General features: G+C 68.8%; 21 protein-coding genes. 8 read left to right on the plus strand and 13 right to left on the minus strand.

From position 1 onward, the window contains the following. Positions 1–73 precede the first annotated feature (73 nt). The 3 genes from A9977_RS26710 to A9977_RS26720 all read right to left on the minus strand — a co-directional run bounded on the left by A9977_RS26710 (position 74) and on the right by A9977_RS26720 (position 4,213). Complete coding sequence (locus A9977_RS26710; protein ID WP_310936198.1) at positions 74–2,605, minus strand: TonB-dependent siderophore receptor; 2,532 nt, start codon at positions 2,603–2,605, stop codon at positions 74–76. A gap of 94 nt (positions 2,606–2,699) precedes the next feature. After that, complete coding sequence (locus A9977_RS26715) at positions 2,700–3,701, minus strand: FecR domain-containing protein (protein WP_183027814.1); 1,002 nt, start codon at positions 3,699–3,701, stop codon at positions 2,700–2,702. Then, positions 3,698–4,213 carry a sigma-70 family RNA polymerase sigma factor gene (locus A9977_RS26720; RefSeq protein WP_183027815.1) on the minus strand — a complete coding sequence of 172 codons (516 nt, stop codon included), beginning with the start codon at positions 4,211–4,213 and terminating at the stop codon, positions 3,698–3,700. The genes A9977_RS26715 and A9977_RS26720 overlap by 4 nt, the downstream gene beginning before the upstream one ends. A gap of 151 nt (positions 4,214–4,364) precedes the next feature. Here A9977_RS26720 and A9977_RS26725 point away from each other — a divergent pair, with 151 nt between their 5' ends. Both A9977_RS26725 and zigA read left to right on the plus strand, forming a co-directional pair. Further along, entirely contained in the window at positions 4,365–4,829 is a 465-nt protein-coding gene (locus A9977_RS26725; RefSeq protein WP_183027816.1) for a Fur family transcriptional regulator, read from the plus strand. A gap of 81 nt (positions 4,830–4,910) precedes the next feature. After that, positions 4,911–6,113 (plus strand): zinc metallochaperone GTPase ZigA, encoded by a 1,203-nt coding sequence (zigA, locus tag A9977_RS26730; RefSeq protein ID WP_183027817.1) that lies wholly within the window; start codon positions 4,911–4,913, stop codon positions 6,111–6,113. On the opposite strand, the gene A9977_RS26735 is transcribed toward zigA, so the two are convergent. The 7 genes from A9977_RS26735 to cyoA are packed head-to-tail and all read right to left on the minus strand — an operon-like array spanning position 6,106 to position 12,928. Continuing rightward, complete coding sequence (locus A9977_RS26735) at positions 6,106–6,654, minus strand: response regulator transcription factor (protein ID WP_183027818.1); 549 nt, start codon at positions 6,652–6,654, stop codon at positions 6,106–6,108. The two genes, zigA and A9977_RS26735, sit on opposite strands and share 8 nt — an antisense overlap. After that, positions 6,644–7,978, minus strand: a complete 1,335-nt coding sequence (locus tag A9977_RS26740; protein ID WP_259652157.1) for an ATP-binding protein — start codon at positions 7,976–7,978, stop codon at positions 6,644–6,646. The genes A9977_RS26735 and A9977_RS26740 overlap by 11 nt, the downstream gene beginning before the upstream one ends. Continuing rightward, entirely contained in the window at positions 7,959–8,795 is an 837-nt protein-coding gene (locus tag A9977_RS26745) for an SURF1 family protein (protein WP_259652158.1), read from the minus strand. Before A9977_RS26745 ends, A9977_RS26740 begins: the two co-directional genes overlap by 20 nt. Beyond that, a complete protein-coding gene (cyoD, locus tag A9977_RS26750; RefSeq protein ID WP_183027820.1) occupies positions 8,792–9,196 on the minus strand; it encodes a cytochrome o ubiquinol oxidase subunit IV in 405 nt (134 codons plus the stop codon). The genes A9977_RS26745 and cyoD overlap by 4 nt, the downstream gene beginning before the upstream one ends. Then, positions 9,193–9,828, minus strand: a complete 636-nt coding sequence (gene cyoC / locus A9977_RS26755) for a cytochrome o ubiquinol oxidase subunit III (RefSeq protein ID WP_183027821.1) — start codon at positions 9,826–9,828, stop codon at positions 9,193–9,195. Before cyoC ends, cyoD begins: the two co-directional genes overlap by 4 nt. Further along, positions 9,821–11,824 (minus strand): cytochrome o ubiquinol oxidase subunit I, encoded by a 2,004-nt coding sequence (gene cyoB / locus A9977_RS26760; protein WP_183027822.1) that lies wholly within the window; start codon positions 11,822–11,824, stop codon positions 9,821–9,823. The genes cyoC and cyoB overlap by 8 nt, the downstream gene beginning before the upstream one ends. Positions 11,825–11,842: 18 nt before the next feature. Further along, the gene (cyoA, locus tag A9977_RS26765; RefSeq protein WP_183027823.1) at positions 11,843–12,928 is read right to left on the minus strand and encodes a ubiquinol oxidase subunit II; all 1,086 of its coding nucleotides are present in this window, start codon (positions 12,926–12,928) and stop codon (positions 11,843–11,845) included. Between the two features lie 162 nt (positions 12,929–13,090). Between cyoA and A9977_RS26770 the strand changes: the two genes are divergently transcribed. After that, positions 13,091–14,425, plus strand: a complete 1,335-nt coding sequence (locus A9977_RS26770; RefSeq protein WP_405054707.1) for an MFS transporter — start codon at positions 13,091–13,093, stop codon at positions 14,423–14,425. Between the two features lie 261 nt (positions 14,426–14,686). Here the strand turns inward: A9977_RS26770 and A9977_RS26775 are convergent, their stop codons facing one another. Genes A9977_RS26775 through A9977_RS26785 form a run of 3 tightly spaced genes read right to left on the minus strand, consistent with a single transcriptional unit; the run spans position 14,687 to position 17,442 of the window. After that, positions 14,687–15,661, minus strand: a complete 975-nt coding sequence (locus A9977_RS26775; RefSeq protein WP_183027825.1) for a tripartite tricarboxylate transporter substrate binding protein — start codon at positions 15,659–15,661, stop codon at positions 14,687–14,689. Positions 15,662–15,694: 33 nt separating this feature from the next. Further along, a complete protein-coding gene (locus A9977_RS26780) occupies positions 15,695–16,057 on the minus strand; it encodes a hypothetical protein (protein ID WP_183027826.1) in 363 nt (120 codons plus the stop codon). After that, positions 16,054–17,442, minus strand: a complete 1,389-nt coding sequence (locus tag A9977_RS26785) for an acyclic terpene utilization AtuA family protein (protein WP_183027827.1) — start codon at positions 17,440–17,442, stop codon at positions 16,054–16,056. The genes A9977_RS26780 and A9977_RS26785 overlap by 4 nt, the downstream gene beginning before the upstream one ends. Before the next feature lie 102 nt (positions 17,443–17,544). Between A9977_RS26785 and A9977_RS26790 the strand changes: the two genes are divergently transcribed. The 5 genes from A9977_RS26790 (at position 17,545) to A9977_RS26810 (ending at position 21,802) form a co-directional block, all read left to right on the plus strand. Continuing rightward, positions 17,545–18,459 (plus strand): LysR family transcriptional regulator, encoded by a 915-nt coding sequence (locus A9977_RS26790; RefSeq protein ID WP_183027828.1) that lies wholly within the window; start codon positions 17,545–17,547, stop codon positions 18,457–18,459. Positions 18,460–18,515: 56 nt separating this feature from the next. Continuing rightward, the gene (locus A9977_RS26795) at positions 18,516–19,793 is read left to right on the plus strand and encodes an amidohydrolase family protein (RefSeq protein ID WP_183027829.1); all 1,278 of its coding nucleotides are present in this window, start codon (positions 18,516–18,518) and stop codon (positions 19,791–19,793) included. A 129-nt stretch (positions 19,794–19,922) separates the two neighbouring features. Continuing rightward, positions 19,923–20,549 carry a class I SAM-dependent methyltransferase gene (locus tag A9977_RS26800; RefSeq protein WP_183027830.1) on the plus strand — a complete coding sequence of 209 codons (627 nt, stop codon included), beginning with the start codon at positions 19,923–19,925 and terminating at the stop codon, positions 20,547–20,549. A 179-nt stretch (positions 20,550–20,728) separates the two neighbouring features. Further along, positions 20,729–21,100 (plus strand): response regulator, encoded by a 372-nt coding sequence (locus A9977_RS26805; protein ID WP_183027831.1) that lies wholly within the window; start codon positions 20,729–20,731, stop codon positions 21,098–21,100. An 84-nt stretch (positions 21,101–21,184) separates the two neighbouring features. Beyond that, positions 21,185–21,802 (plus strand): LexA family transcriptional regulator, encoded by a 618-nt coding sequence (locus A9977_RS26810; RefSeq protein WP_259652159.1) that lies wholly within the window; start codon positions 21,185–21,187, stop codon positions 21,800–21,802. Positions 21,803–21,899 lie beyond the last annotated feature (97 nt).

The following is a 21,899-nucleotide window of genomic DNA, read 5'->3' on the forward strand; positions in this document are numbered from 1 at the left end:
GAGGTCACGGCTCCCTCGGGAACAGGAAGCCGAGGCCGCCAGGCTTGCGGCGTCGACGGCAAGCGGGGCCGGCCTAGAACCTGTACCGCGCCGTCAGCTGCGCGCTGCGCGGCGCACCGTAGGTGCCCGAGTACCACCAGCCTGACATCGAGGCGATGTACTTGCGGTCGAACAGGTTCTGCACGTTGAGCGACACCGACAGCCGCTCGTTGACGTCGTAGCGCGCCATCAGCCCGGCCACCGCATAGGCGCCCTGGCGGGCGACCACGGCGCGTTCGATCTGCCAGATCTCGCCGGTGTAGCTGATGCCGCTGTTCCAGTCCACGCCGCCGCCCACGGTGAGCCGGCGCCAGTCGCCGGGCAGCCGGTAGGTGGTCCAGACCCGGGCCATCTGGCGCGGGAAAGTGATGTTGACGCGGCGGCCGGTCGCGTCCTCGGAGCTGCTGAAGTTGTACGAGGCGCTCAGGTTCCAGCCCGGCGCCAGCGTGCCGTTGAATTCGAGGTCGATGCCCTGCGTCTTCACGCCCTTGACCGCGCGCGAGGCGGTGTTGGTGGTGCCTGGAATGAACTGGCCCGGGTCGGCCTCGGCCACGTTGTCCTGGCGGATCTGGTAGATCGCGGCGCTGGTCGTCACGCGGCCGTCGAGGAAGCTGCTCTTGAGGCCAGCCTCGTAGGTGTTGCCTTCCTGCGGGTCGAGCAGCTGGCCGTTGCGGTCGAGCGAGCTCTGCGGGTTGTAGATGGTGGCGAAGCTCGCATACAGCGTGTGCTGCGCGCTCAGGTCGTACACCAGGCCGCCGTAGGGCGTGAACACGCGGCGCTCGGACGAGGGCGAGGTGCTGAAGTAGCCGCCAGTCGTTTTCGTGACGTAGTCGCTGTCGTAGTTCAGCACCTTGGCGCCCACGATGAGCTTGAGCGCATCGGCCAGCTGGAAGCGGCCCGCGCCGTAGACGCTGGTCTGGCGGCGCGTGCTGTCGAAGGTCACGAAGCGTTCGCCATACACCGGCGCGCCGCTGTTGTCCCAGCGGTAGACGTTGACCGGCAGGTCGCGCAGCCCGGTGATGTCGAAGCTGCCGTGGGTCAGGCTCCGGAAGTCGTTGTACTCGACACCGACCAGCGCCTCGTGCTGGCGGCCGAACAGGCTGAAGGGCCCGCCCAGCTTCAGGTCCAGCGTCTGGTTCTTCAGCCGGTAGTCGCGGCGTTCGGCATTGAGCAGCAGGCCGTCGCCCGTGGCCTTGTCGAACACGCTGCTGTTGACGGCCATGTAGACCGAATCCTCGCGCTGCTTCGAATGCAGGTCGTTGGCCGAGAGCTTGAGCTTCCAGTCGTTGTCGAAGGTCTGCTCCAGCGTCACGAAGGCGCTGGTGGAGTCGGTGTTGAAGCGGTTGTGGCGGCTGGCGGCGTTGAAGGAGGTCTTGAAGTCGGTCTGCTCGCCGTCGCTGTTGAACAGCGGAAAGCCCAGGTACGACAGCGAGCCGCGCGAGCGGTTCTCCTGGTGGTCGATGCCGGCCGTGAGCTTGCGCGAGTTCGTGAGGTCGGCCTCGATCACGCCGTAGAACACGTCCTTCTTCTTGCTGTAGTAGTCGATGTAGCTGTCGCCCTCCTCGTGCACCGCGACCAGCCGGCCGCGCACGCTGCCCGAGGCGTTGAGCGGGCTCGAGAGGTCGAGCATGCCGCGCCTGTTGCCCCAGGAACCGATGCTGGCCTCGGCCGCGCCCTGGAAGGTGGAGGTGGGCTTCTTGCGCACCATGTTCACGATGCCCGACGGGTCGCCCGCGCCGGTGCTCAGGCCCGAGGCGCCGCGCAGCACCTCGATGCGGTCGTACAGCGCCATGTCGGCGATGCTCTGCGAAGGCAGCGCGTCCAGGCCCAGGAACTCGGTGTGGGTGTTGACCCCGTCGAGCTGGTAGTTGCTGATCGGATAGCCGCGCGCGTTGGCGTTGATGCGCTCGGTGCCGAGCACGGCCGTCGAGATGCCCGGCGTGCGGGCGAGCACCTCGCCGATGCTGGTCAGGTTCTGGTCCTCCATGCGCTGCTGGGTCATCACGCTGACCGATTGCGGCGTGTCCTTGAGGCTCAGGTTGAGGCCGCTGGCAACGCCCGTCGGACCGCGCGCGGTGTAGACGCCGGTGCCTTCGGTGGTGCCCGAGCGTTCGGCCTGGGCGGTCACGCGCACCTCGGCCAGCGTGGTGCCCGATGCAGGCGCGGCCTCGGCCACGGGCGCGTTGCGCTCCGACGCCACCACGGTCAGCGTGCCGCCGGGCGTCTGCGCCAGTGCGAGCCCGCTGCCCGCGAGCGCCTGCTGCGCGGCCTGGGCCACGGTGAGGCGCCCCTGCACCGCGGGGGCGCGGCGCCCGGCCACCAGTGCCGGCGCGGCGCTGATGCTGCGGCCGCCCTGGCGTGCGATGCGCGCGAGCACCACGCCAAGTTCGTCGGCCGGCAGGTTCCAGTCCATCGCGCCGTCGGCGACGGCGCCGGGCGGCACGGCGGGCGTCGTCTGTGCAAACGACGTGGTGGTGGCACAGGCGAGCACGGCGGCCAGCGCCAGCGAGGCCTTGCGCATCGGGGCGCGGGAGCGGGACAGGGAAGACAGGGGAGACAGCGTCACGTCGGACATCCTGGTCGGTTCGGGTGGATCGGAGCGTTCAACCCTGTATGTCCCGCGAGGCGGGCCAACCCGACAGCGATGCGCGAAAAAAATCTCAGGCCGCGCGCACGTCCACGTAGACCACCCAGTCGCCCCAGTGGCGCACGCGCAGCGGCAGCGTGTCGACCAGCGCCTGCAGGGCCTGCATCGGCCGGTCCAGCGGATAGACGCCGTAGACGCGCACCCGCGCGGCCTCCGGGCTGGCGCGCAGGACCGCGGGCGTGTACGGGCGCAGCGCCTCGAGCACCTCGGCCAGCGGCTGGTCGTGCACCTCGAGCACGCCGCTGGACCAGGCGCTGGGATCGACGCGCGTCGCGGCCGCCAAGAGCTCGACGCCGTCGGCGTGCAGCCAGGCGCTCGCGCCCTGCGGCAGCGCCACCGGCGCGGCGTCGTTCAACGGATGCAGGCGCACGCTGTGTTCGAGCACCGACACCAGCGTGCGCCCTTCTTCCTGCTGCACCATGAAGCGGGTGCCCAGCGCGCGCACCGCGCCCTGGGCGCTCTGCACGACGAAGGGCCGCTGCCTGTCGGTCGCCACGTTGACGATCAGCGCGCCGGCGCGCAGGTGCACCCGGCGCAGGTCGGCGCCGAAGTCCAGGTCGGCGGCCGAGCGGGCGTTGAGCAGCAGGTCGCTGCCGTCGGCCAGCACGAAGCGGCGGCGTTCGCCGGTACCGGTGCGCAGGTCGGAGGACCAGGCCATGAGTGGCGCCCGCCGCTCGGCCCAGAGCCCGCCGCCCGCGGCCGTGAGCAGCGCGACCGTGGCGCCGCCCAGCAGCGCGCGCCGGCGGGCGCGGTGGTCGGGCGCGGCGCTCAGCGCACGCACGCCCGAGGGCGCATGGCCGCCGGCCTGCAACTGCGTGAGCGCGGGCACGATGCGCTGGTCCAGCCGCTGCTGCAGCGAAGCCCAGGCCGCCGCATGCGCGGGCGCGGCCTCGAGCCAGCGCGCGAAGGCGCGGCGCTCGCTGTCGTCGCTGTGGCCGGAGTCCAGCCGCACCAGCCAGTCGATCGCCTGCTCGATCACCGGGTCGAGCGCCAAGGCGCTGCCATGCGCCGTCATCCGGCCTCCGGCTGCGCGGGGCAGGTGTAGAGGTGCACGATGGCCTGCTTGATGTGGCGCTCGACCGTGCGCACCGAGACGCCCGTGCGCTGCGCGATCTCGGCATGGGCCAGGCCCTCGAGCCGGCGCAGCAGGAAGGCCTCGCGCACCTTGGGCGGCAGGCCGTCGAGCCAGCGGTCGAGGGTCTCGACGGCTTCGCGCACCAGCGCATAGGTCTCGGGCGAGGGCGCCAGCTCTTCGGGCTGGGCCGCGAGCGCGTCGAGCCAGGCCCGCTCCAGTTCGCGCCGGCGCCAGAAGTTGTAGAGCACGCGCTGGGCCAGCGTGGTCAGGTAGGCGCGCGGCTCCTCGATCGCCTGCGCCTGGCCGCCGGTGATCACGCGCACAAAGGTGTCCTGCGTCAGGTCCGCGGCCGTGTGGCCGTCGCCCAGCCGGCGGCGCAGCCAGGTCTGCAGCCAGGCACGGTGCTCGCGGTACAGCGCATGGACGGGATCGGCCGCGGCGGAAGAGGACATGGGCGTGAATTCGATGAATGAGAATTACTCTCATTTTATCCATGCGCGGCCACCGTCCTCCTGCCTTTCCCCGGCCGGGGCTTTGCCGCAGTGATGGAGCGAGGCCGCTAAACTGCCACGACCCCACCCTGCCCCACTGCCAGATCCTCCGTTGAACAAAGCCTCACCCCATGCCGGCCATGCGCACGCCGATGCCCCCGCAGCCGAGGTTGCGGTCGGCGGCCAGCGCGCCACGCGCCAGCGCTCGGCGATCCGCGCCGTGATCGATCGTTCGGCACGCCCCCTGCTGCCCGCCGAGATCCTCGAGGACGCGCAGCGCGAGGTCGAGGCCATGGGCATCGCGACCGTCTACCGCAACCTCAAGCTGCTGGCCGATGCGCAGGAGATCCGCATCGTCGAGCTGCCGGGCGAGGCGCCGCGCTACGAGAGCGCGCGCCATGCGCACCACCACCATTTCCAGTGCCGCCAGTGCGCGCGCGTGTTCGACGTGCACCAGTGCCCGGGCGATTTCGCCTCGCTCGCGCCCAAGGGCTTCCGCGTCGATGCGCACGAGCTCACGCTCTACGGCACCTGCGCCGACTGCAGCACGCCCGCGCCCCGCAAGACCGCCGCCTAGCGCTGACCCTTCTCTCGCGCCGGCGTGCATGCGCGCGGCGAATCGGTTCTAATTGATAATTCGATATCAATTAGGACTGCGATGCATCGACTTCCCGTGACCGTGCTCTCCGGCTTCCTGGGCGCCGGCAAGACCACGCTGCTCAACCACATCCTGAACAACCGCGAAGGCCGCCGCGTGGCGGTCATCGTCAACGACATGAGCGAGGTCAACATCGACGCCGCGCTGGTGCGCGACGGCGGCGCCGACCTGTCGCGCACCGAGGAGAAGCTGGTCGAGATGAGCAACGGCTGCATCTGCTGCACCTTGCGTGAAGACCTGTTGATCGAGGTCGAGCGCTTGGCCAAGGCCGGGCGCTTCGACCAGTTGGTGATCGAATCCACCGGCATCTCCGAGCCGCTGCCGGTGGCCGAGACCTTCACCTTCGAGGGCGAGGACGGCAAGAGCCTGGCGCAGGTCGCGCGGCTCGACACCATGGTGACGGTGGTCGATGCCTTCAACTTCCTGCGCGACTACGGCTCGGCCGACAGCCTGGGCGCGCGCGGCCAGTCGCTGGGCGACGCCGACACCCGCACCGTGGTCGACCTGCTGATCGAGCAGGTCGAGTTCTGCGACGTGCTGGTGGTCAACAAGGCCGACCTGGTGAGCGAGGCCGACCGGCTGCGCCTGGCCGGCATCCTGGCCCACCTGAACCCGCGCGCGCGCATCGAGTACGCGCACTTCGGCCGCGTGCCGCTCGACCGCGTGCTCGACACCGGCCTGTTCGACTTCGAGCAGGCCGCCGACGCGCCCGGCTGGCTGCGCGAGATGCGCGGCGAGCACAAGCCCGAGACGCTGGAATACGGCATCGACAGCTTCGTCTACCGCGCGCGCCGGCCCTTCCATCCCGAGCGTTTCTGGCAATGGGTACAGAGCGAATGGCCCGGCGTGGTGCGCTCCAAGGGCTTCTTCTGGCTCGCGAGCCGGCCCGGTTTCGCGGGCAACTGGTCGCAGGCCGGCGGCGCCTGCCGCTACGGCGCGGCCGGCTACTGGTGGGCCGCGGTGCCGCGCGAACATTGGCCGACCGACGCCGAAGCGCTGGCCACGATCGAGGCCAAATGGAGCGACACGGTCGGCGACGCGCGCCAGGAACTGGTGCTGATCGGCATCGGCATGGACCAGGCCGCGCTGCGCGGGCGGCTCGATGCCTGCCTGCTGGGCGATGCCGAAATGGCGGCCGGCCCGGCGCAGTGGCAGGCCTGGCCCGACCCCTTCCCCGCCTGGACCGACGACAGCCTCACTTGACCTGCTGCTTGCCCAGCTTGCGCGCCAGCGTGCGGCGGTGCATGCCCAGGCGGCGCGCGGTCTCGGAGATGTTGAAGCCGGTCTCGGCCAGCACCTCGTGGATGCGCTCCCATTCGAGCGTCTTGATGGAGGTCGAGCGGTTGGTGAGTTCGACCTCGGTCGTGCCCTCGGCGCGGCCGAAGGCGGCCTCGATGTCGTCGGTGTTCGAGGGCTTGGCCAGGTAGTGGCAGGCGCCCAGCTTGATCGCCTCCACCGCGGTCGCGATGCTGGCGAAACCGGTCAGCACCACGATCAGCATGCCGGGGTCGTGCGCATGCAGCGTCTGGACGCAGGCCAGGCCCGAGGCCTCGCCGCTGAGCTTGAGGTCGACCACCGCGTAGCCGGGTGAATGCTGCTGCAGCAGCAGGCCCACGTCGTCGAGGTTGGTGGCCAGGATCACGCGGTAGCCGCGGCGCTCGAAGGAGCGGCCCAGTGTGCGCGCGAAGGCCGCGTCGTCCTCGACCAGCAGCAGCAGGCGGTCTTCTTGTTGTTCAGTGTCCATCGTCGGCCTCCTCTTCCAGCACGATCGCCGACAGCGGCAGCTTGAGCTCCACCACCGCGCCGCCCTCCTCGCGGTTCTGCGCGCTCACGTTGCCGCCCAGCGTGCGCGCCACATTGACCACCAGGAACAGCCCCAGGCCGCCGCCCGGGCGGCCCTTGCTCGAACGGTAGGGCTTGCCCAGCTCGGCCAGCATCGCGGGCGCGAAGCCCGGGCCGTTGTCGGTCACGGTCAGCAGCAGCATGTCGCCCTCGCGGTCGGCCTCCAGCCGCACCCAGTAGGGCGAGGCTTCGAGCGCATTGTCGAGCACGTTGCAGATCATCTGCTGCAGCGCCGAGTCCGAGACCATGGGCAGGTCCTGCCCGAAACGGTTGTCGTAGACGAAGGAGGTCACGGGCCGCGTCTCGCGCCAGGCCTGCGCCAGCTCGTCGAGGAAGGTGCTGACCGTGGTCTCGACCGAGGACTCGCCGCGCGCCTCGCCGGCCGACATCAGCACGCCGCTCACGATCGATTTGCAGCGCTGCAGCTGGGTCTGCATCTCGCCGATCTCCTGCAGCAGTTCGGGGTTGGCCGCGAACTCGGGCATGCGCCGCCAGTCGCCCAGGATCACGGCCAGCGTCGCCAGCGGCGTGCCCAGTTCGTGGGCCGCGCCCGAGGCCAGCAGGCCCATGCGCACGATGTGCTCCTCCTCGGCCGCGCGCTGGCGCAGGCCGGCCAGCCGCGCGTCGCGCTCGCGCAGGTTGCGGTTGATGCGGGTGACGAAGATCAGCAGCAGCGCGGCATTGAGCGCGAAGGACACCAGCATGCCCTGCACATAGGGGCTGGCCAGGCCGCGGTCGTGGTCCAGCGGCAGTTCGAGCGGGCGCGAGAACAGCGCCAGGCCGGCGAAGCACAGCGTGGTGATCACCACCATGATCAGGCTCGACCAGGCCTCGAGCAGCACCGCGCCCAGGATCACCTGCAGCAGGTAGAGGAAGACGAAGGGGTTGGTGGTGCCGCCGCTCAGGTAGAGCTGCGCGCTCAGCATCGCCACGTCGACCAGCAGCGCGACGAACAGCTCGCCGTTGGTCACGGCGCGGCCGGTGCGCCAGCGCAGCAGGCTCGCGATGTTGAAGACGATCAGGCAGCCCAGGATCGCCAGCATGGTGCCCAGCGGCAACGGGATCTGCAGGCCGTAGTGCGCCACCTCGATGGTCACGATCTGCCCGACCACCGCGATCCAGCGCAGCTGGATCAGCTGCTCCAGGTTCTGCAGGCCGCTCGCATCCCGGATGCGCGGCGCCTGGGGCGTGCTCACGGGCGGGGTGTCAGCGGTGGGGGTCGGCATCCGGGTCGTCTCCTGGGCGGGAAGACCCATTGTCGCCATGCCGGCGCCGGCGCCCCAGGCGCAACTCCTCGCGCGCCACGTAGCCCGCGCCCAGCGCCACCATCAGCGCCAGGCCAAACCAGGTCAGCGCATAGACCAGGTGGCTGTTGGGGAAGGCGATCACGGTGAGGCCACCGACCGGCGCGCCCTCGCCGCCCGGCGTGGCCTCGGCATCGACGAAGTACGGCGCCACCTCGGCCAAGCCGCGCGCGGCCGCGATGGCCGGCACATCGCGCGAGAACCAGCGGTCGATGGCCGGGTCGTTGCGGCGTGGGAACATGCCGCCCGGCTCGCTGGCGCGCAGCAGGCCGGCCACCGTGACCTCGCCCTGCGGCCCTGCATCGCGCCGCGCGGGTTCGCGCCGTTCGGGCAGCACGAAGCCGCGGTTGACCAGCACGGTGCCGCCGCCGGCCAGGCGCAGCGGCGTGAGCACCCAGAAGCCGGTGCCGCGTGCGGTGCTGGCCTGGACCAGGGTCTCGTGGAGATGGTCGAAGGTGCCGGTGAGCCGCACATGGCGGTAGGCCTGCGCCGTGGCGTCGAAGCCTGGCCAATCGGCCGGCCCGGGCCCGTCGACGGGCGGCGCGTGCACGCGTTCGTCGACGCTCTGGATCAGTGCCAGCTTCCAGGCCCGGCGTTCGACCTGCCAGACGCCCAGCGCCATGAAACCGATAAACAGGCCCAGCGCGCACAGCGCCAGCACGGCCCGCACGGCCGCGGAGCGCGGGCCCCGCTCGGGCGCCGCATCGCCATCGCCATGATCGCGCTGCCCCGGGTTCAAGGCATGTTCTGCATGTCGTGCATCGACGGCATCATGTTGTGGTTGAGGTGGTACATCACCCACAGCGAGCCGGCCAGCGTGATGACCACCAGCACCAGCGTGAAGATCAGCGCCAGCATCGACCAGCCGCCCTCGGCCTTGGTGTTCATGTGCAGGAAGTACACCATGTGCACCACCATCTGCACCGCGGCGAAGCCCAGGATCACGAAGGCCGTGACGCTGGAGCTGTCGAATACCTTGCCCATCACCAGCCAGAACGGGATGACCGTCAGGATGACCGACAGGATGAAGCCGGTGACGTAGCCGCCGACGGTGCTGTGCGCGGCACCGCCCTCGTCGTGGTGATCGTCATGGCCGTGGTGGGAATCGTGACCGTGGTGGTCCAGGTCATGTGCGCTCATGGAAGGACTCCCATCAGATAGACGAAGGTGAAGACGCCGATCCAGATCACGTCCAGGAAGTGCCAGAACATCGACAGGCACATCAGGCGGCGGCGGTTTTCCGGCAGCAGGCCGTGGCGCGAGACCTGCACCATCAGCGTGACCAGCCAGATCAGGCCGAAGGTGACGTGCAGGCCGTGGGTGCCGACCAGCGTGAAGAAGGAGGACAGGAAGGCGCTGCGCTGCGGCACCGCGCCTTCGTGGATCAGGTGCGCGAATTCGTAGAGCTCGAGCCCGATGAAGGCCGCGCCCAGCAGGCCGGTGACCGCCAACCAGGCCAGCACCGGCTTCACGCGCTTCTTCTGCATCTCGATCATGGCGAAGCCATAGGTGATCGAGGACAGCAGCAGCATCGAGGTGTTGAGTGCCACCAGCGGCAGGTCGAACAGGTCGGCGCCCGAAGGGCCGGCCGCGTAGCTGCGCCCCACCACCGCATGCACCGCGAACAGGCAGGCGAAGATCAGGCAGTCGCTCATCAGGTAGAGCCAGAAGCCCAGGCCGGTGGCGTTCTGCGGGTGATGGTCCCCGGGGACGTAGAAGCGCAGGTTGTCCGGCGCGTTGGCGCCGGCGTTCAAGGTGGCGGTATCAGACATGGCTGGCCAGGAGACGGGTGCGCAATCCTTCGGTACGGACGACTTCGTCCGCGTCGATGTGATAGTCGCGCTTGTAGTTGAAGGTATGGAAGATCGTGGTGCCGACCAGCGTCAGCATCGCCAGCACGGCCAGTGGCCACATGTGCCAGATCAGCGCGAAGCCCACCACCGTGCTCAGCCCCGCGATCACGATGCCGGCCCAGGTGTTCTTGGGCATGTGGATCGGGCGGAAGCCCTCGGTCGGGCGCTGGTAGCCGCGGCGCTTCATGTCCGACCAGGCGTCGTTGTCATGGATGATGGGCGTGAAGGCGAAGTTGTAGGCCGGCGGCGGCGACGAGGTCGACCACTCCAGCGTGCGGCCATCCCACGGGTCGCCCGTCACGTCGCGCAGCGACTCGCGGCGGCGGAAGCTCACCACCAACTGGATGATGAAGGACAGGATGCCCAGCGCGATCAGGCAGGCGCCGAAGGCGGCGACCTGGAACCAGATCTGCAGCGACATGTCCTGGAAGTGGCTCATGCGGCGGGTCACGCCCATCAGGCCCAGCACGTACAGCGGCATGAAGGCGAGCCAGAAGCCGACCAGCCAGAACCAGAACGAGCACTTGCCCCAGAACGGATCGAGCTTGTAGCCGAAGGCCTTGGGGAACCAGTAGGTGATGCCTGCCATGAGGCCGAACAGCACACCGCCGATGATCACGTTGTGGAAGTGGGCCACCAGGAACAGGCTGTTGTGCAGCACGAAGTCGGCCGGCGGCACCGCCAGCAGCACGCCCGTCATGCCGCCGATCACGAAGGTGACCATGAAGCCCATGGTCCAGAGCATCGGCACGTCGAAGCGGATGCGGCCGCGGTACATGGTGAAGAGCCAGTTGAAGATCTTCGCGCCCGTCGGGATCGAGATAATCATCGTCGTGATGCCGAAGAAGGAGTTCACGCTCGCGCCCGAGCCCATGGTGAAGAAGTGGTGCAGCCACACCAGGTACGACAGGATGGTGATCACCACCGTGGCATAGACCATCGAGGCGTAGCCGAACAGGCGCTTGCCCGAGAAGGTGGACACCACCTCGGAGAAGATGCCGAAGGCCGGCAGGATCAGGATGTAGACCTCGGGATGGCCCCAGATCCAGATCAGGTTCACGTACATCATGGCGTTGCCGCCGAAGTCGTTGGTGAAGAAGTTGGTGCCGACGTAGCGGTCGAGCGACAGCAGCGCGAGCACCGCGGTCAGCACCGGGAACGCGGCCACGATCAGCACGTTGGTGCACAGCGAGGTCCAGGTGAAGATCGGCATCTTCATCATGGCCATGCCCGGCGCGCGCATCTTCACGATGGTCGCCAGCAGGTTGATGCCCGAGAGCAGCGTGCCCACCCCCGCGATCTGCAGCGACCAGATGTAGTAGTCGACCCCCACGTCAGGGCTGTGCAGGATGCCCGACAGCGGCGGATAGGCCAGCCAGCCGGTGCGCGCGAACTCGCCCACGAACAGCGAGGCCATGACCAGCACGGCGCCGCTGGCGGTCATCCAGAAGCTGAAGTTGTTGAGGAAGGGAAAGGCCACGTCGCGCGCGCCGATCTGCAGCGGCACCACGTAGTTCATCAGGCCCGTGACCAGCGGCATGGCCACGAAGAAGATCATGATCACGCCATGGGCGGTGAAGATCTGGTCGTAGTGGTGCGGCGGCAGGAAGCCTTCGTTGCCGCCGAAGGAGATGGCCTGGTGCAGGCGCATCATGATCGCGTCGGCAAAGCCGCGCAGCAGCATCACCAGGCCCAGGATCACGTACATGATCCCGATCTTCTTGTGGTCGATGCTGGTGAACCATTCGCGCCAGAGGTAGCCCCAGGCCTTGTGGTAGGTGATGAGGGCCAGCAGGCCGATACCGCCGAGCACCACACCCAGGAAGGTGGCGAGCAGGATGGGCTCGTGCAGCGGGATCGCCTCCCAGGTCAGGCGGCCGAAGACGAGCTTCGTGAGGTCGAGTGAGTCGAACATGGACATCCGGAAAACGGGTTACAGCGACGGTGTGGGCGCAGGGGTGAACAGGTCGGGCGCTTCGTTGACCGAGCACATCGCGCCGACGTAATTGCGCGCGGGGCCCAGCGTGGCGCCGGCGTCCAGGCCGAGGCGCGCACGCGTCGGCTTATCGAGCGAGGCCACGTTGAAGGCGCCCGGCATGCCGAGGCCGCCGCTGGCGTCGATGGCCATCATGTCCTTCATGCACATGCGGTTGGCCTCGACGCAGCGGTTGAGGATGGCGTCGTAGAGGCCCGGCGCCACGCTCGCGTAGTGGCGCACCGGCTCGCGCTCGCTCGGGTGCTCGAGCTGCAGGTAGGCGGCGCGGCTGAGTTCCTTGCCGTCGGCCTTGGTCTTCTGCACCCAGCTGTCGAAGTCGCCGTCGCTCAGGCCGTGGAACTTGAAGCGCATGCCCGAGAAGCCCGCGCCGCTGTAGTTGGCGGAGAAGCCCTCGTACTCGCCGGGCTTGTTGATCACCGCGTGCAGCTTGGTTTCCATGCCCGCCATGGCGTAGATCTGGCCGGCGAGCGCTGGAATGAAGAAGGAGTTCATCACCGTCGACGAGGTGATCTTGAACTGGATCGGCCGGTCGACCGGCGCTGCCAGTTCATTCACGGTCGCGATGCCCTGCTCGGGATAGAGGAACAGCCACTTCCAGTCGAGCGCCACCACCTCCACCACCAGCGGCTGGGTGCCCTCGGGCACCGGGCGGTTGGCGTCGATGCGGGTCAGCGCGCGGTACGGGTCCAGCGTGTGAGTGCTGATCCAGGTCAGCGCGCCCAGCGCGATGATGATCAGCAGCGGCGCGGCCCAGATGGCGAGTTCGAGTTGCGTCGAATGGTCCCAGTCGGGCGCGTACTCGGCCTCGGCCGCCTTGTTCGACTGGCGGTATTTCCAGGCGAAGAAGAAGGTCAGTGCGATCACCGGCACGATGATCAGCAGCATCAGGACGGTGGAGATGACGATCAGTTGCCCTTGCTGGGCGGCGATGTCGCCGGACGGGCTGAGCAGCACCGTGTTGCAGCCTGCCAACAGGAAGGCAGGCAGCAAAAGCCAGGCTCGGGGGTTCTTGAGAAAGGGCATGCCGTGAAATTGGAGCTTGTGCTTGCGCGTGGAGCCTGCGAATCTACGGCCATCGGCGGCAAATGGGCATTGGACGTTTTGTCCTATGGCATCAAACGCTGGAGAGTGAGACGCTCTGCGTTGCCGCAACGACACCCGGAACAGAACCGCGAACAGCCCATGATGACGACCTCCATCGGTACACACAACAGCGAATCCCCGCCCGACAGCGAGATCGCCCGCGCGGTTGGCGCCGATACGCATGTCCACCCCGGCGAAATCGCTGTCGGCGTGGTGATCGGGCGCGCCTCCGAATATTTCGACTTCTTCGTCTACGGCATCGCGTCGGCGCTGGTGTTCCCGGCCATCTTCTTCCCCTTCGCGGACCGCCTGACGGGCACACTTTACGCCTTTGCGGTGTTCGCGCTGGCCTTCATCGCACGCCCCTTCGGCACCGCGCTGTCGATGGCCATCCAGCGCCGCTACGGCCGCGAGGCCAAGCTGACCTCGGCCCTGTTCCTGCTCGGCACCGCCACCGCTGGCATCGCCTTCCTGCCAAGCTACGCGAGCATCGGCCCGGCCGCCATCGTGCTGCTGTCGCTGTTCCGCATTGCCCAGGGCATCGCATTGGGCGGCTCCTGGGACGGCCTGCCCTCGCTGCTGGCGCTCAACGCGCCCGCCAACCGCCGCGGCTGGTACGCCATGCTGGGCCAATTGGGCGCCCCGGTGGGCTTCATCGTGGCGGGCGCGCTGTTCGCGTACCTGGTGTCCAGCCTGACCTCGGAAGACTTCCTCACCTGGGGCTGGCGCTATCCCTTCTACGTGGCCTTCGCCATCAACGTGGTGGCGCTGTTCGCCCGGCTGCGGCTGGTGGCGACCACCGAGTACTCGCGCCTGCTCGACGAGCGCGAACTGGCCCCCACCGGCGTGATCGAACTGGGCCGCTCGCAGGGCGTGAACATCGTGATCGGCGCCTTCGCGGCACTGGCCAGCTACGCGCTGTTTCACATCGTCACGATCTTCCCGCTGTCGTGGATCACGCTGTATTCCGATCAGTCGGTGAGCCAGTTCCTGGTGGTGCAGATCATCGGCGCGGGCCTGGCCGCGGCCTCGATGGTGGCCTCCGGCAAGATCGCCGACCGCATCGGCCGCCGCATGACCCTGGGCTCGCTGGCCGTGATGATCGCGGTGTTCAGCGGCTTCGCACCCACCCTGCTCGACGGCGGCGCCTTCGGCCAGGACACCTTCATCCTGGTCGGCTTCGTGTTGCTGGGTCTGTCCTACGGCCAGGCCCAGGGCACCGTGACCTCGAACTTCCCGGCCAAGTACCGCTACACGGGCGCCGCCCTGACGGCCGACGTGGCCTGGCTGGTCGGCGCGGCCTTCGCCCCCCTGGTGGCCCTCGGCCTCTCGGCCCACTTCGGCCTGGGCTACGTCAGCGTCTACCTGCTGTCCGGCGCCGCCTGCACGCTGGGCGCGCTGGGCCTGAACCGCGCGCGCGAGCAGCAGCGCGATTGAGCGCCAGGGCGCGCGAGCCGCGCCTCCCTCCACCTTCTCCCGTTCCCCTCCCAGAGATACCGCGGAACTGGCTTTGCCAGGCCGCCGGTATCGCCCCCTCGAGGGGGAGGCGCCGCAGGCGCATCGGGGTGGGCCAGAGATACCGCGGAACTGGCTTTGCCAGGCCGCCGGTATCGCCCCCTTGAGGGGGAAGCGCTGAAGGCGCTTCGGGGGTGGGCTAATTCTGGGGAAGCGCCGTCAGGCGCTTCGGGGGTGGATCAACTACTCCGCAGTGATCCCGGCTGCTTTCACGATCCGGCCCCACTTCTGCGATTCACCGGCCTGGAACTTCGCCAGCTCCTCCGGCGAGCTCGTGAACACCTCGGTGCCCGTCGGGTCGTAGAACGCGGCCTTGGCGGCCTCGCTCTTCGCGGCCTTGACCAGCAGTTCGTTCAAGCGCTTGACCACCGCCGGCGGCGTCTTGGCCGGCGCATAGGCCGCGAACCAGTAGCCCATCTCGTAGCCCTTCACGCCCGCTTCGGCAATGGTGGGGACATCCGGTGCCAGCGGCGAGCGCGCGGCGCCCGAGGCGCCCAGCGCGCGCAGCTTGCCGGCCTTGATCTGCGGCAGGCCGGTGGCGGTGTCGGTGATCATCATGTGGATCTGGCCACCCAGCAGGTCGGTCACGGCCAGCGTGTTGCTCTTGTAGGGCACGTGCAGCAGCTGGATGTCGGCCATCTGCTGCAGCAGTTCGCCGGCCATGCGGCTGGATGAGCTGCCGCTGCCGAAGCTGTACTTGCCCGGCTCCTTCTTCGCCAGCGCGACGAACTCGGCCACGGTCTTGGCAGGGAAGGACGGGTTCACGACCATGATCTGGCCGCCCTTGCCCAACGCGGCGACCGGCGAGAAATCCTTCACCGGGTCGTAGGGCAGCTTCTTGTACAGGTGCTCGTTGGCCGCGTGCGTGGTGTTGGTGGTGATCAGCACCGTGTAGCCGTCGGGCGCGGCCTTGGCCACGAACTGCGAGGCAATGAAGCCGCTGGCGCCGGCCTTGTTGTCGATCACCACGGCCTGCTTCGATTCGGCCGTGATGCCGTTGCCCAGCGCGCGCGCGATCTGGTCGGTGGCGGTGCCGGCCGCGAAGGGCACGACGAAGGTGATCGGCTTGTCGGGAAAGGCGCCCTGGGCCTGGCTCGCGACGGGCGCCAGGGCCAGCGCGGCGATGGCGAAGGCGATCGAATGGATGCGGCGGTTCATGCGTGTTGTCTCCTGAGGTTTTTGGAAAGGGGATCAGCCTTCGGTCGGGCCGATGAGTCGATGCTGCAGTCCGGCCGGCACCACGATCGGCAGGTCGAGCAGCAGGAAGGAAAGCGATTTGCCGTGCGTGTCGAGGTTCAGCGCGTCGTTCACGCCGCCGTCGAGCACCGCGTCGAGCACGAAGTTCATCGCCTGCAGCTTCGGCAGCACGAAGCGCTGCACATGGCTGGGCGCGCGGTGGCGGAACTGCGCGGCCACGGCCTCGGGCGTGACCTGCTCGACCAGCAACGGCCACAACTCGGCATGCCAGGCGATCACGCTGATGTTCGAGCGGTCGCCCTTGTCGCCGGTGCGGCCGTGGGCGGCGCGGTAGAGGGGGACGGTGATCGCGCTCATGCCGCGGACTCCAGCAGTTCGAAACGCACCGGCACCGCGTCGCGCGGCAGCAGGCAGGACAGGGTGTTGAGCCGCGGCGTGAGCGTGCAGCGCACACCGCCACCGCCGGCCGGACCGCAGGTGTAGAGCGCCATCGCCTCGCGGCCCAGGCGCTCGGCCTGGGCGCGCTCGGCATGCGTGGCCGCCACGCGCAGGCGCACGTCGCGCGCGCCGCCGTCAGGCGTGGCCGCAAGCGCGCGGCCGGCGTCGTCGGCCAGGATGCTGATCGCGCCGATCAGGTCGACACGCAGCGTGAGCCCCTGCAGGCGCTGGCGCAGCACCTCTGCCGCGAGCCGGGCCCGCGCCTCGGCCCGCGGGCCGGCATAGGAGATCTCGCCCTCGGCCAGCCAGCCGCCCTCGTGGCAGACGTTGACCTTGTAGCGGCTGGGCCGCGCATGGCCGCGCACGCCGCTGAGCCGCACGCGGTCGGTGCCGACGGCCTGCACCTCGGCCTCGGTGATGTCGGCCACCACGTCGGGCGTGAGGTAGGCGGCCGGGTCGTGCACTTCGTAGAGCAGCTGTTCCTTGACGGTCGCTTCGCTCACGCAGCCGCCGGTGCCGGCCGACTTGCCGACGGTGCACTGCCCGTCGGCCGCGATCTCGGCGATCGGGAAGCCCACCTCGGCCAGGCCCGGCACGTCCTTGAAGCCCGGGTCGGCGAAGTAGCCGCCGCAGACCTGTGCGCCGCATTCCAGCAGGTGGCCGGCCATGGTGGCGCGGCCCAGCACCTCCCAGTCGTCGGCGGCCCAGCCGAAGTGCGACATCGCGGGGCCCACGGTCAGCGAGGGGTCGGCCACGCGGCCGCAGACCACGATCTGCGCGCCCGCGTCGAGCGCGGCGGCGATGGGTTCGGCGCCGATGTAGGCATTGGCGCTGACGATGCGCAGCCCGTCCAGCGCCGCGCCCAGTTCGGCCCGTAGCAGCGCCTGGTGCGCGGGCGAGGAGAGGTCGTCGCCCTCCACCACCGCGATGCGCGGCGCCGGCTGGCCCAGCTCGCGCGCCATGCGCGCGATGTGGCGCGCGGCGGCGCGCGGGTTGGCCGCGCCGAAGTTGCTAACGATGCGGATGCCGTGCGCGAGGCAGCGCGCCAGCACCGGCCGCAGCATCGCGTCGAGCAGCGGTTCGTAGCCGGCCTCGGGGTCGGCGCGGCGCCGCAGCTGGGCCAGCGCCAGCGTGCGCTCGGCCAGGGTCTCGAAGATCAGGAAGGCGCGCTGGCCCGCGGGGCCCTCGGCGAGCCGCGCGATCAGCGTGTCGACCACCGGGCCGGCCGCGTCGGTGCGGTCGCCGGAGAAGCCGGCGGCGCAGCCGATCAGCAAAGGTGGGGGAATGGGGGCCTGGACCGTCATGGCGCTTTCTCTTGTCTCGTCTTGGGGTTCAATGTAGGGCCGTGACAGCCATCCGTAAAATAGAAAATTCAGATCGATTCATCTGGAATCCGGATCACCCAAATGAAGACACCCGAGCTCTCCTCGCGCCAGTTGCGCGCCTTCACGGCGCTGGCGGCGCAGCGCAACTTCACCCGCGCGGCCCAGCTGTGCCACCTGTCGCAGCCGGCCTTCAGCGCGCTGATCCGCACGCTGGAGGAGGCGCTGGGCGCGCGCCTGTTCGACCGCGACACGCGCAGCGTGCAGCTCACGCCCGAGGGTCGACTGTTCGAGCCGGCGGCGCAGCGCCTGCTCGACGACATGCGCGACGCGGTCACCGACCTGGCCGACCATGTGGAGCGCCGCACCGGCCGGGTGCGCGTGGCCGCCCTGCCCTCGCTCGCGGCCGGCTGGCTGCCAGCGGTGTTCGCCGAGTTCATGGCGGCCTGGCCCGGCATCACGGTCGGCCTGGACGATGCGTTGTCCGACGCCTGCATCGCGCGCGTGCGCAGCGGCGAGGCCGACTTCGCGCTGGCCGCCTCGGGCGCCGGCAGCGCGGCGGCCAGCGACCTGCGCAGCCGCAAGCTCTGCAGCGACGGCTTCCACCTGGTGTGCCGCGCCGACCATCCGCTGGCCACCGAACCCAAGCTCGGCGCCCGCAAGCTCGCGCCCTGGCCTTTCATCCAGATGGCGCGCCACAGCAGCGTTCGGCAGTCGCTGGATGCGGCCCTGCATCCGCTGCGCCTGCACACCGCCTTCGAGGTCGAGCACCTGGCCACGGTGATGGGCCTGGTCGAGGCCGGCCTGGGCATCAGCGTGGTGCCCGCGCTCACGCTGTTCCACTTCCAGCGCGACACGCTGGTCACGCGGCCGCTGCCGCTGCCGGGCCTCAAGCGCACGGTCTACATCGTGCAGCGGCGCGAAGGCAGCCTGTCGGTGGCGGCGCAGACCCTGCACGACCTGATCGTGGCGCGGCTGGGGTCGCTGGCGCTGCGCTGAGCAGGCGCGTCCGATAATCGACCCCTCCCCCGCATCCCACAAGAAGACCCCCGCCCATGCTCGACCTGCTCGTACGCAACGCCACCCTTCCCGACGGCCGCACCGGCATGTCGATCGCCGTGCAGGACGGCCGCATCGCCGAGGTCACGGCCGGCCTGGATGCACCCGCGCATGAGACGCTCGATGCGCAAGGCCAGTTGCTCACGCCGCACTTCATCGATCCGCACTTCCACATGGACGCCACGCTGAGCTACGGCCTGCCGCGCGTCAACGAGAGCGGCACGCTGCTCGAAGGCATCGCGCTGTGGGGCGAGCTCAAGCCGCTGCTCACGCAGGAGGCGCTGATCGAGCGCGCGCTGGCGTATTGCGACTGGGCCGTGGCCAAGGGCCTGCTCGCGATCCGCACCCATGTCGACACCAGCGACCCGAGCCTGCTGGCGGTCGACGCGCTGCTCGAGGTCAAGCGCCGCGTCGCGCCCTACATCGACCTTCAGCTCGTGGCCTTCCCGCAGGACGGCGTGCTGCGCAGCCCGGGCGGGCTCGACAACCTCGAGCGCGCGCTCGACAAGGGCGTCGACGTGGTCGGCGGCATTCCGCATTTCGAGCGCACCATGGCCGACGGCGCCACCAGCGTGAAACTGCTGTGCGAGATCGCGGCCGAACGCGGCAAGCTGGTCGACATGCACTGCGACGAGTCCGACGACCCGCTGTCGCGCCACATCGAGACGCTGGCCTTCGAAGCCCAGCGCCTGGGCCTGCAGGGCCGCGTCAACGGCTCGCACTGCACCTCCATGCACAGCATGGACAACTACTACGTGAGCAAGCTGATCCCGCTGATCGCCGAGAGCGGCGTGAGCGTGATCGCCAACCCGCTGATCAACATCACGCTGCAGGGCCGCCACGACACCTACCCCAAGCGCCGCGGCATGACGCGCGTGCCCGAACTCATGGCCGCCGGCGTGAACGTCGCCTTCGGCCACGACTGCGTGATGGACCCCTGGTACGGCATGGGCTCGGGCGACATGCTCGAGGTGGCGCACATGGGCCTGCACGTGGCGCAGATGACCAGCCAGGCCGGCATCCGGCGCTGCTTCGACGCCGTGACGACCAACGCCGCCAAGGTCTTCCACCTGCCGGGCTACGGCCTCGAAGCAGGCTGCGACGCGAGCTTCGTGCTGCTGCAGGCGCGCGACCCGGTCGAGGCCATCCGGCTGCGCGCGACGCGGCTCAAGGTCTACCGCAAGGGCGTGCTGCTGGCCGAGACCGCGCCGGCCGTCGCCACGCTGCATCTCGGCGGGCGCGGCGCGCAGACCGCCTTCCTCGCCGCGCGCTAGCGCCGACGCGGTCCCCGGGGCCTGGACAAGTTTGTAAAAAATCGTAAGATCCCTCCCAAAAAAGTGCCCGGTGACCGACCCGGTCGGTGTCGCGGCGCTACAGAGTTTTCCACTCAGGAGGCCCACCCCGTGTCACATCCCCAGCAGTTGTTCTTCGTCGGCGGCGTCAAGCAGTTCCTCGGCGATTTCTTCCAACAGAAAAAGGTGCTGGAGATCGGCAGCCTGGACATCAACGGCTCCGTGCGCGGCCTGTTCGAAGGCTGCGAGTACATCGGACTGGACGTGGGCGAAGGCAAGGGGGTGGACCTCGTCGGCTACGGCGAGGACTTCGGCGGCAAGGCCGGCGCATTCGACGTCGTGATCTCCTGCGAAGCCATGGAGCACAACCCCGGCTGGCGCAAGACCTGGCTCAACATGGTCCGGCTGGCCAAGGCTTCGGGCCTGGTCGTGATGACCTGCGCCTCCACCGGGCGGCGGCAGCACGGCACGCTCGAGTACTCGCCGTCCGATTCGCCGCTGACGATGCAGAAGCAGCAGAACCACTACCGCAACCTGGTCGAGGACGACTTCAAGGCGATCCTCCCCTGCGACGCCTGGTTCTCGGTCTGGTTCTTCTGCCAGGACCACACCAGCCACGACCTGTACTTCTTCGGCCTGGGCAAGGAGGCCTCTGCGGAGGCGGTCCAGCAGGCCACCGAGCTCCGCGCCGCGCTCGCCGACCACTACCACAAGCGCAACGTGCTGGGCCTGCAGTAGACGAAGGTGAAGGCCCCCGCGCGTCTCCCGGCTGCAACTATCACACGATAGAGTGGCCTATCAAGCACCGATCGGGCCCTTGTCCGACGGTCATTTTCCGGCTGCGGTGAATACTGGCGATGACGCGCTGGAAAAGACGGCGCCTGTGCATATCAGTCATCCGTTCAGGGAATCCGCGTGTGTCAGTGAAAACCTTTCTGGTCGAAGACAGCGATGTCATCCGGGCCAACCTCACGGAGACGCTGCAGGAACTGGCCGGGGTCGAAGTGGTCGGCCATGCAGACACCGCGCAGCAGGCCACCCGCTGGCTGCTCGCCCACCCCGACGACTGGGACCTGGGCGTGATCGATCTTTTCCTGCGCGAGGGCAGCGGGCTCAGCGTGTTGGGGGCGTTGCGCGAACGCCGTGCCACCCAGCGGCTGATCGTGGTGAGCAACTACGCCACGCCGGAGATGCGCTTGCGCTGCCAGGCCGCGGGCGCCGACGCCGTGTTCGACAAATCCACCGAGATCGAGGCCTTGCTGGCCTACTGCGTGGCGCTCGACACCTGAACCCGGCGGGCGAGGCCCAGCCCCCTTGATAGAACGGCTCTCTTGGAGTTAATTTCTATCTTCCCGAGGCTCTAGCCTCCACCCATGACAATTCATCGACTGATCCGCGAAGGACGTCGACGCCTCGGCATGAGCGAGAAACAATTCGCCGAAGCCGTGGGCGTCAGCCGCGGTGCCGTGCAGCAATGGGAGAAGCCGGGCGGCACCGCGCCCAAACGCAGCAACCAGCCGCAGGTGGCCGCGTTGCTGGGCATTTCCGTGGCCGAGTTGATGTCCGGCGGCTCGAACATCCGGCAGGGTGTGGACGTGCGCGTCGAGGTCCCGCTGGTGTCGGAAGTCGAGGCCGGCAACTACACCGTCATCGACAATTTCAAGCCCCGAAGCAATTTCGAGATGGTGCTGGTGGGCGTGCCGGTGCAGCGCCACACCTACGCGTTGCGCGTGCACGGTGACAGCATGGTCAGCGAGACGCGCGACTCCTTCCCGGAGGGAGCGATCATCATCGTGGAACCGGAGATGGCGCCTCTGCCAGGCGACTACGTCATTGCGCTCAACGAAGCCAACGAGACCACCTTCAAGCAGCTGATCAAGGACGGCGGCGAGCTGTTCCTCAAGCCGCTCAACCTGCGCTACCCGATCCGGCGGCTGGGCTCGGCCCGCATCATCGGGGTGGTGCGCGAAGTCACCAAGCGCTTCCGCTGAGCGGGTCAGAAACAGGAATTATTTTGATAGATTTCCTGTTCAACGACAGTATTTCCATCGCTTCCCAACACCGTACCGGCCACGCTGCGGCCGGACA

Source organism: Variovorax sp. UMC13, from assembly GCF_014170375.1.
Classification (GTDB): domain Bacteria; phylum Pseudomonadota; class Gammaproteobacteria; order Burkholderiales; family Burkholderiaceae_C; genus Variovorax.